Origin of the sequence: Chloroflexus islandicus, assembly GCF_001650695.1 — a bacterium.
GTDB lineage: Bacteria > Chloroflexota > Chloroflexia > Chloroflexales > Chloroflexaceae > Chloroflexus > Chloroflexus islandicus.
In genome coordinates this window covers 48,446-62,279 of record NZ_LWQS01000071.1, presented here as the reverse complement: position 1 = coordinate 62,279, position 13,834 = coordinate 48,446, and the positions used below count along the sequence as shown (strand labels likewise).

The following is a 13,834-nucleotide window of genomic DNA, read 5'->3' as shown; positions in this document are numbered from 1 at the left end:
GGAGAGTGTTTATGTACGATACGATTGTGATCGGCGCTGGCCTCAGCGGGATGCTGGCTGCGATTGGCCGCGCCGAACGCGGCGAGAAGGTGCTGGTGCTAGCCAAAGGCCACGGCGCGACACACTGGTCAACCGGCTGTATCGATCTGCTTGCCGATGTGGATGACCCGCTGGCCGGGATTGCCCAGTTGGCGATCCAACACCCCCATCACCCTTACGCCTTGGCCGGCCCGGCGATGATCGAGCAGGGGATTGCCCGCGTCCGTGCGATCGGCGAAGCCGCCGGCTACCCATTCGCTGGCAGTTTCAACCGTAACCTGCTCTTGCCGACCGCGCTAGGAGCGCTGCGCCCCACCGCCTTCGCTCCGGCCACGATGATCGCCGGCGATGCCCGCCAACTGCGCGATGGCCGGCCCACCCTCATTGCCGGTTTTGCCGAGCTGCGCGACTTCTTTCCGCCACTGATCGCCGCCAACCTGCGCGCGCAGGGCATTGCTGCTGAAGCGGCGCAGTTGACGCTGCCACCTACGCAGCGCCAACACGATTTCAGCCCGGTAACGCTGGCCCGGCTGTGCGAGCAACCGGCCTTCCGCGCCAACCTTGGCGAGCAATTGGCCGCCTATGTGCGCAAGGGTGGTTATGCCCGCATTGGTCTGCCGGCGATCCTCGGCCTTAAGCATGCCACCGAGGTGGTGCGTGATCTGCAAAATCGGGCCGGCGCCTTGATCTTTGAAATTCCTACCCTGCCGGTTTCGGTGGCCGGTATGCGGTTGTATCAGATACTTGAGGATGAATTGCTACGGCTAGGCGGTCGCATCCAATTGGGTGGATTCGTCCAACGCGCCGAGCGCATTAGTGACACCCTCGTTGCCGTGTTCAGCGAGGCGGCAGCCCGCGAGCAACGCCACACTGCCCGGCGTTGGGTGCTGGCGACCGGCGGCATTCTCGGCGGTGGTGTGCGCGCCACGCCCGATGGCCATCTGCATGAAACGGCGCTCGACCTGCCGCTGCAAACGCCTGACGGCAGAGCCGGATGGTTTGCGCCACGGTTTCTCAATGCGCACGGCCACCCTGTCTTCCAAACCGGGGTACGGGTCGATCAACGCCTGCGCCCGCTCGACGCCGCGGGCCAGCTAGTATACGAGAATGTGCAAATCGTTGGCGGCGCGCTGGCCGGCTACGATCCGATTCGCGAAGGCAATCTCGAAGGGGCCGCTATCGCCACCGGCTGGGCCGCCGGGCAGGCATGAACGTACAGCCGCACGGCCGTGCGGCTCCATGATGCGCTCGCAGAGGAAACCCTATACAGCCGCACGGCCGTGCGGCTCCATGATGCGCTCGCAGAGGAAACCCTGTACAAACGCACGGCCGTGCGGCTCCATGATGCGCTCGCAGAGGAAACCCTGTACAGACGCACGGCCGTGCGTCTCTATCATGCGCTCGCAGAGGAATCACCACTATGGATCATATCGAACTCTCACTCACCCAATCACTCGATCACTGCATCAAATGCAACATCTGCACCTCAGCCTGCCCGGTGGCGGCAGTGACCGATGTCTTCCCCGGCCCCAAATACGTCGGGCCGCAAGCGCAACGCTTCCGCCACGCCGCCCAACCGGTGCCTGATGCTTCGGTTGATTACTGTTCAGGCTGCCGGGTCTGCAATCAGGTCTGCCCGACCGGCGTGCGCATCGCCGAGCTGAACGCCCGTGCCCGCGCCCAAATCGTCGCCGAACGCGGCATGCCCTTGCGCAACCGGATCATCGCCCGTTCGGGATTGGTGGGGCGGCTCAGCAGCGGCCCGCACGCGCCGCTGGTCAACTTCACGCTCAATTTTGCGCCGGCACGTTGGATAATCGAACGGGTAATGGGCATCCACCGCCACGCACCGCTACCCAAAGCCAGCACCTACACCTTCCGCCGTTGGTTTAAACGGCGCAAACCGGCGACCAACGGACGGCGACCGCAGGTGGTCTACTTCCACGGGTGCAGCACCAACTACTACGAACCGCACGTTGGCAAAGCGGCGATTGCCGTGCTCGAACACCTCGGGTTTGAGGTCATCGTGCCGCCACAACGCTGCTGCGGCTTGCCATTGCTCTCGAACGGCGACTTTCCGGCGGCGCAGAGCCATCACGAATACAACGTCGCCCAACTCTTGCCCTACGCTCGCGCCGGCATCCCGATCGTCGGTACCAGCACCAGTTGCACCCTCACTCTGAAAGAAGAGGCGCCGGAGCTATTGGGGTTGCACGGCGACGACATTCGCGCGGTCGCTGCCGGCACTTACGACATCTTCGAGTTCTTGCGCGATCTGCATCAGCAGGGCCGCCTGCGCACTGATTTCCGCCCGATCGAACGCGAGTTGCCTTACCACCCGCCATGCCAGTTGCGCGCGCACCGGATTGGCCGGCCCGTGCTCGATGTATTGGGACTGATACCCGGCTTGCGCCTGCGCGAGAGCCGGGCCGAATGCTGCGGCATCGCCGGCACCTACGGCCTCAAGCGCGAGAAGTATCAGATCGCAATGGACGTCGGCAAACCCCTGTTCGACTTCGTGCGCGCCAGCGGCCAAGACCTTGCCCTCTGCGACAGCGAGACCTGTCGCTGGCAGATCAGCGGCGCAACCGGCGTCGCTACCCGCCATCCGATCGAAATTCTAGCCGAGGCCTACGGTCTATCGGTGTAATGCCTTTCCATCCATCTGTCATTGCGAGGGGCGGCGGCGCCTGTCTGTCATTGCGAGGGGCGGCGGCGCCTGTCTGTCAGTGCGAGGGGACGAAGCTCCTGTTTGTCAGTGCGAGGGGACGAAGCCCCCGAAGCAATCTCCCACCTTTAGCGGGCAGAATACCTGAGAGGATCACATTTGCTGAAGCAGGAGATTGCTGCGCCGCCTCTGGCTGATGCCCCCACCCCTTGCCCCTCCCCCGCTGGGGGAGGGAGGCAGAGGGAAGGATGCCTGAGCAGCTTGCTCCCGTGCTCGCGTTGAGGGACAGACAGAACATGTGCTCGACCACACCCATTGATCGCTGTGCGATGCTTCAAAGCCCGGCGCTCCGCGACCCTCTCCAGCCGTTAGGTGGGAGAGGGGTCGGGGGTGAGGGCCAGCAGCCCGCGCAGCGGGCTTCGTAACCATAGCCCGGCCCTTCAGGGCCGGGTACCGGACAGATGTTCTGTCCGCCCCTGAACCCGCTAGGGGGAGGGACTCAGAGGGAAGGATGCCAGAGCGGCTCACTTCCGCTTTCCTCTGTCATTGCGAGGGAGCGGCGGTACCTGTTTGTCATTGCGAGGGGGCGCAGCCCCGAAGCAATCTCCCCCTTCTGCGCAACCCATGCCTGAGCGGATTGCTTTCGCCAGACGCGAAAGAACGCGATCTACACTTGGTTCAACCGCAATGCCAGCATTTTGTTATAATACGGTTTAGTGTGTTCGCGTCTGCCCGGAGTAGTGCGCATGCTTGCGCCGGAAACAGTCTTGCAAGGCCGGTATCGGGTCATCACCCAGATCGCCAAAGGCGGGATGGGCGCCGTCTATCAGGCGCGCGATCTGCGGCTACGCATTGACGTGGCCCTGAAACAGACCCTGTTTAACGATGAGGCATACCGGCAAGCGTTCGAGCGCGAAGCGCAAATACTGGCCCGGCTTAGGCATCAGGCTTTGCCGCGAGTAATCGATCACTTCATCGATCCACAAGGCCAGTTTTTGGTCATGGAATTCATCCACGGCGAAGATCTCGGCAATCAATTGGCGCGCCTTGGCCGCCGGTTCGCTTCACCACAGGTCTTGCCCATGGTGATTAAATGGATGGATCAACTCCTCGATGTGTTGAATTATCTGCACACACGGCCAGTTCCGGTCATTCATCGCGATATTAAGCCCAAGAACCTTAAACTAACACCGAGCCACGATATCATCTTGCTCGATTTTGGGCTGGCCCGCGGCGGGATGACGGTCTCAGCCGGGATTGACGGGTCGGGCACGCGCAAGGTCTACGGTTTTACCCCGCCGTATGCGCCCTACGAGCAGATGCGCGATGGCGAACCGGATCCGCGCAGCGATATTTATTCGCTCTCGGCCACCCTGTATCATCTGCTGACCGGTGTGCTGCCACCTGATGCGATGACCCGCATGGCCCGGCTGGTCAATGGCCAACCTGATCCGTTGCGTCCGATCCGCAGCTTGGCGCCGCATGTACCGGAAGGGTTGGCCCAGTTGATCGAGCAGGGCATGGCAACCCTGATCGATCAGCGACCGCAATCGGCCCGCGAGATGCGCGAGGCGCTTCACCGGCTGCGTGGCAAGCCAGCCGCTGCTGCGCCGGCAGTTTTACGGCCCATACCCCAACCAGTAGCGCCACCAGTCCCTGAGCCTACTGAGACGCCCTCCCAACCGTCACCGGAGGAGCCGAGCCCTGCCCAATTGACGACACCGGTTGGCACGATGTTACGTCGCTTGATCACTGGCAGCCAAGTGCGGAGTATCGCCTTTTCGCCAGATGGCAAACGGTTGTTGGCTGGCTATGACGATTATACGGTTGGAGTATGGGAGGCCAGCACCGGTGAACAAGTTACCAGCCTGCGTGGCCACGAGAGCACCGTCCGCACCGTCGCGTGGAGTCCTGATGGCAAGCTGGCTGTAACCGGCAGCGATGACGAGACGGTGCGGATCTGGCGCACGGACGATTGGCAACTATTACAAACCATCCAACACCCCGGTTGCCCAATCGAGAGCATCGCGTTTAGCCCTGATGGCCGGTATCTTGCTACTGGCGGGTGGGGGAGTGCGATCACACTGTACGAACTACGGCAACAGAAAATCACGCCAATTGGTTTGTTTACCAGCCCCTTCGTACATTCATTGAGCTTTTCGCCTGATGGCTCGCTCTTAGCGGCTGGCTGCTATGACGGCGCGATCTACCTCTGGCAGGTCGCCGATCAACGAGCACTCGAACCGATTAACGGCTTTAATACGTTTATTTACAGTGTCGCGTTTAATCCGGCCAGCACGATTATCGCCGCTAGCAGCGGCACTACTATCCGGCTGTGGCGACTCAAAGATTATCATCCGCTCGACACCCTGCAAGGGCACACGGCGCCGGTGCGTGGGCTTGCCTTCAGCCCGCGATCCCCGATCTTGGCTTCGGTCAGCGAAGATCGTAGCGCCCGCTTTTGGCACATGGAACAGGCGCAACCGTTACCGCTCGTGCTCGAACACAGCGCCGGTGTGAGCTGCCTGAGCTTTAGCCCCGACGGCCAATTGCTGGCGACCGGCGCTCATGATGGCCGTATCTGCCTCTGGCAGGCGCCAACCAAATAGAGGCAGAGGCACAGCGTTGCTGTACCACTACCTTTTATTCTTCACCCGTTCCACCAAGGCAATAATCCGTTCGGCCCGCCGGCCATAGGTGTGTTCAGCCGCCAAGGCCTGCCGCGCCGCTGCAAGCGAAGGGTCACGCTCGGCCAGCGCTGCGCTCAGCGCCGCTTGTAAACCGGCCAGATCGCGCCGGGTGAAGCTGTAGGCCAGATGCGGCGGCAAGATCTCGTGCAAGGCTGGAATGGACGGCAGCACGACCGGGATGCCCAACGCCATATACTCAAACAACTTGAGCGGCGAAGCAGTCACATCGGTGACGGTATCGGGAATCACCAGCGCATCAGCCGCACCGAGGCAACGCACCACCGCGGTTTGCGGGCGTGGCGGCAGCAGGTAGAGATCGGCTGGTGTAGCCGTGGTTTCAGCGACCCGCAACCCTTCACTGATCGCATGGGCCGCCAGTGCCGCCCGCTCGCCGGGTCGTCCGCCGAGAATCAGACCGATCAAATCTGGCTGGGTCACGCGCAGAGCACGGATGGCGCTGAGCAAGCCATCGAGCCAGCGGTGGGCAAAGGTCATGCCGGCATAGGCGACGATCGGCGCCGCGGACGGCAAGCCAAGTTCGGCGCGGCACGCAGCGCGATCTTGCGGCGCAAAGATCTGCTCGTCGTAGGCATCGGGAATGACCGCTACATCAGCCGGATCGCGCCAGCCAATGTGCGCCAACAGCCGGCGAAAATCCTCGGTGAGTGATGCAACCGCCGTCACCCGACCGATCGCCGTCCGGTCGATCAAATCGAGCAACCCGCGCGCCCAACGTTCTTTGGCACGTGACGGGTTGCGTGACTCAAGGTCATGCGCCTCGTAGATCACGGGCAGGCCAAGCCGGGGCCCAAAAACGCCGGCCCACCACGCGGCAATAATCGGCTGGCGGATATAGACCGCCTCGACGGTCTGCCGGCGGGGAGCCACCATCGCCGCGGTCATGGCGGCGAAGACCGAATGTTCCATGTAATAGAGCAGCGTGCTCTTGTACAGGCGTGAGAGCTTACCAATCGCCGGGCGGGGCAAATGCACCGCGCCAACGTCATAAAACCGGCTTGGCTCCATCCCCCAACGCGGAATCAGGGCAAGGGTGTCAGGCCGGCGCGCGCGCAATTCGCGCAGCGAGGTATAGGTTTGCAGCGCATTGGCCGACTGCAAATTCAAGCTGGTGGGATAGGCGATATAGACGATCATCTCAACGGGCAACCTCAAGCCGCGACAGCAAACGATCCAATTCCGCCAGCGTTGAGGCCAGCCCTTCTGGAGCGGTGTGGAGTGAGCCGCCAGTCACCAACGCTGCGCGCACAAGATGCGGGTCATCGCCGGCCATCTGTAAGTTGCGCAAATCTTGCCGGATTCGCTCATCGCTGATCGCAATGCCATGCCGGGCCAGCATCGCCCGGTAATACGGATAATGTTCGCAGAGATGGCGGGCCACGCTCTCGAAGCCGTGGCGCGCGATCGTCATCCGGGTGCGGAAACGCATCGTATTTTCGGCGAACATCGTCCGATCATGGCGCGAAGGTTCGATCAGAATGATGTCAACTTCAGGATGGCGGCGACGCACTTGTTTGATGTGGTAATGCAAACCGGCGTGGATAAAGGTACGAAACACTTGATTGCCGATCCGCTGAATACCCTGATCGCTGATGCCGGCGCCGGGCGGATGGCGGCGGTTATCGAACGGCACCATCGGATTGATGCACACGATCAGCTCGGCGCCACGCTCGATGGCGACATCGAGGCTCGCGGTACCGCGCAACCCGCCATCGATATAATCGCGATCGCCGATCCGCACCGGGCGGTAGAAAATGGGGATCGCCGCCGACGCACAGACGGCGAGTGAAATCGGCACGTGTTCAAGCGGCGGTAACCCGAAGACGGCGCGTTCACCGGTATCGAGATCGGTCGCAACAATCATGAGCTCGCGGTCAAGATCGGTAAAGCGATTTGAGCGACCGGGTTGTTCGAGCGCCACCCGCAGGTAGCGTTCAAGCGCCTGTGAGTCATAGAGACCGGTCGGCAAGCCAACCGCCAAGGTTTCGATCAGATCGAGGAGCGACGCCTCGCTGCCTTCACGCAACCAGCGTTGGACAGCTCGAACCAACGCGCCGGGCAGGTGAGAAGCGCGGCGCAACAGATCGGCCAGATTGAACTGGTAGAGGTGGTGCGGTTCGAGCTGATCGATGCCGAGCAATGAACTTTCGAGCACGCTAATTAACGTGCGCGGCGACATATTGTTGGCGAGACAGGCATTGATCAACGCGCCGGCGCTGGTGCCGACATAGATATCAAATTCATTGACCGAGAGATGTTCGAGCACCTGATCGATGGCGCAGAGGGCGCCGATCTCATAAGCGGCGCCGGCCACGCCGCCGCCGGCGAGGACCAAAGCGGTTGTGCTGCGCTGCATAGCCTGCCTCTCTGCAACGATATGCGATCACCTTCAACGCCGGCGTAACAATTGCTCGACCATGCTGGCGAGCGCATCGATCTGGGCATGAAGCCGTTCGACATCGTTGCGTGTCGGCACATCAGCGATGCGATCGGCCAATTGATTCTGCGCATCACGGGCAAACTCTTGCCGCAACAGCAGCTTGCGCCAGCGATCAGCCTCTTCGGGCGAAAGTTCGCCCTCGTCAACCAGCACGTCGATCCGCCGGCCAATTTCAGCTTCGATCAGTTCATCACCACCGAGCGAACTGAAGAGTGTGCGCCGCAACGTCGTGAGGGTATCGCCACCAACCTGAATCAGACCGGTGAGCAAGTTGGTTGGCAACGGCGAACCGCGCCCACGGGCCTGTAATACGACCTGCGCCAAAATATTCGCCGTGATGTCGTCACCGGTCTCATTGTCGAGTACCTGTACCGTCTCGCCCTCTTGCACCAGCTTGGCAATGCCATCGAGGGTGATATAGCGCTTCTGGTTGGTGTGGTACAGTTTCCGGTTGGCGTATTTTTTAATGACATGCATGGTAGGTGCCGCCTTGCGCCGGGTCGTGCCAGTAAACGCAATGCCTTAGCAATCCCGGCGTTGCCTCAGTAGTCTCAGCGGCAATTATAACACGCTGCGCCAAAACGCCGGCAACTGTGGCCAGCGCCACAGTGCCGGCGTCCGGCAACTCGGAGCTAACTACTTCTCGCTGTGCTCTTCCTTCGCCTCGCTGCGGGTGCGGCTGCGAGCCGGCGCCTCTTGCGCGCGGCGCAGCTCTTCGACGCGGGCCGCCAGTTGGGCAATCTTGGCGCTCAGCTCGTCAATGTCGCGCTTGGAGGGAATGTTGAGCCGGTTGAGGAACTGCTCGAAGCTGGTCTCAACCTGCGCCGTCAGATTGTTGAGGTTAGCCTGCACCTGATCGGTCTGCGGCATCGCCGTCTTGCGGAAGCGCTCGGCAGCCTCCTCAAACAACTTCTGCGCATCTTTCTGCGCCAGTTCACCCCGCTCGACCAGCCGGTTGAGGAACGCCTCGGCCTCTTCGCGGCTGAGCGCAAACGCGCCAATGCCAGCCAGCATCAGCTTGCGCACCACTTCAAAGATCTGCACGCTCGGATTAACCGGCGGCGGCGTCTCGTCGATCTGGCGGACATTGACCTCAATCTCTTCGACCGTTGTCATAGCAGCCTCCTGCTCTATGGTAGTAACCGGAATTCAAGCTGTCTGTATCATAGCACAGCCTGCCGGGTTTCGGTAGTCATATAACGCGGTGCGTTACAACTCTGAGTATAACACGCTGCGTCATGGAAGTCAATGGTGAAATAGTTGCGAAGTGACAAACTTCGTAACGTCCCCGCTACTACGTCAAGCGGTGGTCACATCGCAGACGAAATGGAAGCTGCTCAGCCGCATCCCCTCGCGCTCGTAAAACCGGTGTGCGTCTTTGCGCCACGTACCCGAATCGAGGTGGAGTTGAGCGCACCCAGTAGCGGCAGCATACTCCTTGAGCCACGCCAGCAACCTCGCGCCATAGCCATGCGAACGCCGATCGGCCCGAGTCACCAGATCATCAACATACAGAAAGCGACCCCACGCCAGATTTTCGCTTACCCGAAACCCGGCCACCGCAACGGCTGCGCCATCCACCCAGACCGCAGCAAGCTGATAGCCATGCGCCATCTGCTGCCGGATGCGATCGACAAACGCTGCTGCAACCAGATGCGGACGCAGTTCAACCATAGCTGGATAACACGCTGCAATTGCTTCATCAGTTGTGGCCAGCGCAATAACAGGTTCGGCAGACATATCATCACCTTATCACATGCCGTAGGGGCGGAATGGTATTCCGCCCCTACGCTTGTTCGCTCGCGCCAACGTCTTCGCGATAGGTGCGTCCGGGAAAACGGATCCGCTCGGCGTTGATAATGGCTCTCCCGCGCGCGCCGGCCAGCGTAGCGCCGAGCGCCACCACCGTCGCCACATGCCCGCCGGTCAGATACAAGCCGCCGCTGCCACCGCCAAACAACCGGTCGCGCCGCGACGGATCGTAGCGCAAGATATGCGGCGACTCGGTCTGATCGTGGAAGACCAGCACGCCTTCTTCAACTTCGCTGACCCCTTCCACCGCGGCGTTGATGGGGTAGTGGTGCGGGTAGCCCTGCGTTACCAGCGCCAAGGCCACACTTGCTTCATCGCGCCAGCGCAGAGGCGGCAAACGGTGCAGACTGCGAGCAATGGCGGCCTCGAAGTAGGGCGCCAGATCGTCGATCAAACGCGGCAAGACTGCCTGCGCTTCCATATCGCGCAAACTACAGCGCAACCCGATAATCCGCGGCCCCTGCGCGCCGATCACGCAGTCAACGCCGATGATCCCCCAATAGGGCAATTGTTCGCGGGCAATGGCCGCGACCAATGGCTGCATCAGGTGGCGTTCGAGGTACGCCCTCAGCTTCTGGGCATAGGCGGAATTACCGGTAATCGCACCCATACCCGGCGCAGGAGGGCTATCCGGTTGCGGCCCCATCCCGTCATAGATACGGGCCGGCAGCAGCGATACCAAATGGCTGCCATCAGTAATGGCTGAAAAGCTCACCACTGGCCCGCTCACATACTCTTCAATCACCACCCCGTGACTGCTGCCCTCCACTGGCCGCGACACAAACAACGCGCGTAAGGCTTCCAAGGCAGCGTAGCGATCGTGGTAAACCCCCTCGCCGGCGGCGGGATGGTCGCCACGCAGCACTACCGGCAGCGGTTGCGCGGCGAGGTACTTTTCCGCCATCGGCAAGCTAGCAAAACATCGCCCCGCCGGCGTGGGCAATTGGTAGCGCAGCAGCAACTCTTTGGCGTAGCAGCGGCTCCACTCGATGCGTGTGCTGCGCTGCGATGCGCCGCAGACGCCGATGTGCATACTCACCACTTCATCCACCAACCCGGCCCAGAGTGGTTCGCTGCTCGCCGGCACGATCAGATCGATCTGCTCGTTAAACGCCCACTGCGCGACTTGGGCCGGCTGCGCCGGATCGAGATCAACCTGCGGCGCTATCTGGCAGGCGCCGCCATTGCCCGGCGCCACCAGCACATCGGCGGTTGGGCTAGCGAAGAGCTTCCAGACTAGCGCGTGGCAGCGCCCATCATTGCCGAGCACGAGGATTTTCATATCCCTAACCGGGTGCGGGTTGCTTTGATCAGATTCTGCATGAGCATCACATTCGTCACCGGGCCAGTGCCGCCGGGTACCGGTGTAATAGCGCCCGCCACTTCCACCGCCCCAGCATAATCGACATCACCGACCATACTGCCATCGGCCAGTACGTTGGTGCCGAAATCGATCACCGTCGCGCCGGGTTTAATCATCTCAGCCGTAATGAGGCCGGGCCGGCCAGCCGCGGCGGCGATGATGTCACACTCGCGCAAGACAGCGCCCAAATCGGGGGTGCGCGAATGGCAAATGGTGACGGTAGCATCGGCCTGTAGCAAGAGCAGGGCCATGGGCCGGCCCACAATCGCCGAGCGGCCCACCACGGCCGCCCGCTTGCCGCGCACTTCAATCCCATACCGGCGCAGCAGCTCCATCCCGCCGGCAGGGGTATTTGGCGTCAACGCCGGGCGCCCCTGTGCCAGCAAGCCAGCATTGATCGGGTGAATGCCGTCGAGATCCTTTTCTGGGACAAGACGATGCAAGACGCCATCGAGCGACAAGCCCGCCGGTAGCGGCAGTTGCAGCAAGATGCCATCAACCCGGTCATCGGCGCTCAGGTGCGAGACCGTCGCTTCCAGATCGGCTTGGTCGGTGGTTGCCGGCAGGGCAATGGCCCGGCATGCCGCCCCCAGCGACTGGCATAGCCGGTCGATGCTGCGCACGTAGCGCGTCGCAGCGGGATCGTCACCTACTTGGACGACCGCAATCGTTGGAGCGCGATCAATCCGCATGCGCAACTCGGCAATCTGCGCCGCCGCCTCGGCGCGCAGCTCTTGGGCTAGCGCGCGACCATCGAGAATCTGGGCGCTCATGCCGCCATCCTTCCCCGGACAATGGTGACAATGCCGTCAACTTCATCACCAAGCCCGATCAGCAGATCTTGCAACTGGGCGCGTGTTTGGCGCACGAACACCTGATCCTCGAGTGCAGCGAGGTTGATTTCAACATTGAGCGCCGCGCTCTGCACCGTAGCCCGTACCAGCAAGACGGCAACCCCCACATCGCTCACCACCAGCCGGGCGCAATTGTTGGCCAGCGTCGTACAGAGCGGCAACAACGCCGCCGCGGCTTGCGCGGTGCGCAACGGCACTTCGGCGGCCAAGCGGGTAATCTGCTGGATCGCCGCTTTGCGCGTCGCTGCATCGGCCTCGGTGGTGCGTGGCAGCTTGTACGCCGCTGCTAGCCGGTTGAAAACGGCAATATCTTCATCAGCCAGCCGCTGCAATTCGGCCCGCAACTGTTCGGCCTGCGCATGGATCGCGCGCAACTCGCCTTCAACCTCGGCAAACTGCGGTTTACCGATTGTCAGTTCACACACCATACTCACCAAACCGGCAGCCATCGCGCCGGTCAGGGCAGCGACGCTGCCACCACCGGGAGTAGGCGCGCGCGAGGCCAGTGCGTCGAGAATAGCGCCGAGCGGCTGTTGCATCAATGATTCTGACATGGTGCCTCCCTGAGCTGGACAACCACATAAAGGGAACGCTCCGTAAGCGTTGACCACGACTCATTATAGCTGATCGGCGGTACCAAGTGTTTGCCATATCCGCTGGCCAATCGCAACCACCATGTTAGCAAAGTTGCATATAATACAATCAGCAACCACCTGCACAGACCTGTGCTGCAAACAGGACGATCGCTATGTGGCCCACTACTGCGCAGATCATTATTTTTAGCGGTGAAGCGAGCGCCCTCGCCGCAGCCGCTACGGCAGTTGCTTCAGCCGCGCAAGGCCAACCCACCCTGCTTGCCAGTCTCACGCCCACCCACGACTGCGCGACCCTCTTAGGCGCCCCACTAGCGCCTCAGCCGGCTAGCCTCGCCCCCCAGTTTGATCTCTGGACGTTCCAGCCACTGGCGGATTTGAGCGCAACGTGGAATGAACTCCGCGCACGCATCAGCTTGCCCGGCCCACCTATCGCTGGCGATGATCTGCCATTGCTGCCCGGTCTCGAACTGTTTTTGGCCGTCTATCGTCTGGCCGGCCATGCCCAACGCGGCTACCAGCTCATCTGCGTTGATGCCGGGCCGCCAGATGGCCTCTTGCGCGCGCTGGCCGTTCCCGACACCTTTCGCTGGCTGATGCGGCAACTCTTTGGGCTCGATCGTGGCCCCGGCCAATCAAGCGAGTCGTTGGCGCGCGCAGCGTTACCGGCCAATCTGCTGCCATTCGAGCAGATTGGGCAGATGCAAGAGGCGCGGGTACGGTTTGAGCAGTTGCGCGACGCTGCACTCGACCCAACGCGGGTGCGGGCGCGTTTGGTGATCCGGCCCGATCAAGCTGGCTTGCGCGCGGCAACGTTGTATGCACCCGCCTTGACACTCTTTGGCCTGAATCTCGATGCGCTGATCGCCGGCCCGCTATTGCCGGTGGTGAGTGATGGCCACGAACTCGCCACCCCGGTTTTAGAGCAGGCTACGGTCGTAGCCGCCGTCGCGGCGCGCTGGCCGAACTTGCCGCTGTTGCGTCTGCCGTTTCACGCCACGCCTCACGGGCCGGCGCCGTTAGTGACAATCGGGAAAGGGTTGCTGCACCCGCCGGCGCCGCTGCCGCCACCGATTGGCATTGGTTCGCAGACCGATCCGTTTATCAGCCTGTTGCTGCCGGGTGTCGCCCGTGAAGATCTTACCGTGAGCGTGAGCGGTGATGAACTGATCGTCTCGCTGGGGCCATACCGGCGGCACCTGCTCTTGCCGGCAGCGCTTCGCGGTGCGCCGATCCGTGCGGTGCGCGAGGGCGACCGGTTGACGATTCGCCGGCGCTAATCGGGGGCCGGAGGTTTCAGCCGCCAGCATAAACAACGCAGTATCCAACCTGCGCAGCCATTACGGTGTCTGTCCTG

Annotated in this window: 12 protein-coding genes; 4 read left to right on the top strand and 8 right to left on the bottom strand. The window is 62.0% G+C overall.

Annotated features, from left to right (window positions below; genetic code table 11):
• The first annotated feature begins 11 nt into the window (after nt 1–11).
• From glpB to A6A03_RS14240, 3 genes are all read left to right on the top strand, one after another.
• Nucleotides 12–1,250: a glycerol-3-phosphate dehydrogenase subunit GlpB gene (glpB, locus tag A6A03_RS14250; RefSeq protein ID WP_066789653.1), complete on the top strand. Its 1,239-nt coding sequence runs from the start codon at nt 12–14 to the stop codon at nt 1,248–1,250.
• 209 nt (nt 1,251–1,459) lie between these two features.
• Nucleotides 1,460–2,689: an anaerobic glycerol-3-phosphate dehydrogenase subunit C gene (locus A6A03_RS14245; RefSeq protein WP_066789652.1), complete on the top strand. Its 1,230-nt coding sequence runs from the start codon at nt 1,460–1,462 to the stop codon at nt 2,687–2,689.
• A gap of 764 nt (nt 2,690–3,453) precedes the next feature.
• Nucleotides 3,454–5,316, top strand: a complete 1,863-nt coding sequence (locus tag A6A03_RS14240; RefSeq protein ID WP_066789651.1) for a WD40 repeat domain-containing serine/threonine protein kinase — start codon at nt 3,454–3,456, stop codon at nt 5,314–5,316.
• A gap of 27 nt (nt 5,317–5,343) precedes the next feature.
• Here A6A03_RS14240 and A6A03_RS14235 read toward each other — a convergent pair whose 3' ends face one another.
• The 8 genes from A6A03_RS14235 to A6A03_RS14200 all read right to left on the bottom strand — a co-directional run bounded on the left by A6A03_RS14235 (nt 5,344) and on the right by A6A03_RS14200 (nt 12,438).
• Nucleotides 5,344–6,552 carry a glycosyltransferase gene (locus tag A6A03_RS14235; protein WP_066789649.1) on the bottom strand — a complete coding sequence of 403 codons (1,209 nt, stop codon included), beginning with the start codon at nt 6,550–6,552 and terminating at the stop codon, nt 5,344–5,346.
• A 1-nt stretch (nt 6,553) separates the two neighbouring features.
• Nucleotides 6,554–7,771, bottom strand: a complete 1,218-nt coding sequence (locus A6A03_RS14230) for a patatin family protein (RefSeq protein WP_066789647.1) — start codon at nt 7,769–7,771, stop codon at nt 6,554–6,556.
• 33 nt (nt 7,772–7,804) lie between these two features.
• Nucleotides 7,805–8,332, bottom strand: coding sequence for a polyhydroxyalkanoate synthesis regulator DNA-binding domain-containing protein (locus tag A6A03_RS14225; protein WP_066789645.1), 528 nt, complete (start codon nt 8,330–8,332; stop codon nt 7,805–7,807).
• A gap of 159 nt (nt 8,333–8,491) precedes the next feature.
• Nucleotides 8,492–8,971 (bottom strand): phasin family protein, encoded by a 480-nt coding sequence (locus A6A03_RS14220; protein WP_066789643.1) that lies wholly within the window; start codon nt 8,969–8,971, stop codon nt 8,492–8,494.
• A gap of 183 nt (nt 8,972–9,154) precedes the next feature.
• Nucleotides 9,155–9,595, bottom strand: a complete 441-nt coding sequence (locus tag A6A03_RS14215; protein WP_066789641.1) for a GNAT family N-acetyltransferase — start codon at nt 9,593–9,595, stop codon at nt 9,155–9,157.
• A 46-nt stretch (nt 9,596–9,641) separates the two neighbouring features.
• Complete coding sequence (locus A6A03_RS14210) at nt 9,642–10,949, bottom strand: phosphoribosylamine--glycine ligase (protein ID WP_066789639.1); 1,308 nt, start codon at nt 10,947–10,949, stop codon at nt 9,642–9,644.
• Complete coding sequence (locus tag A6A03_RS14205; protein WP_066789637.1) at nt 10,946–11,803, bottom strand: bifunctional 5,10-methylenetetrahydrofolate dehydrogenase/5,10-methenyltetrahydrofolate cyclohydrolase; 858 nt, start codon at nt 11,801–11,803, stop codon at nt 10,946–10,948. Before A6A03_RS14205 ends, A6A03_RS14210 begins: the two co-directional genes overlap by 4 nt.
• Complete coding sequence (locus A6A03_RS14200) at nt 11,800–12,438, bottom strand: cyclodeaminase/cyclohydrolase family protein (protein WP_066789635.1); 639 nt, start codon at nt 12,436–12,438, stop codon at nt 11,800–11,802. The genes A6A03_RS14205 and A6A03_RS14200 overlap by 4 nt, the downstream gene beginning before the upstream one ends.
• Before the next feature lie 194 nt (nt 12,439–12,632).
• On the opposite strand from A6A03_RS14200, the gene A6A03_RS14195 reads away from it, so the two are divergent.
• Nucleotides 12,633–13,757 (top strand): ArsA family ATPase, encoded by a 1,125-nt coding sequence (locus tag A6A03_RS14195; protein ID WP_066789633.1) that lies wholly within the window; start codon nt 12,633–12,635, stop codon nt 13,755–13,757.
• The last annotated feature ends 77 nt before the right edge of the window (nt 13,758–13,834 follow it).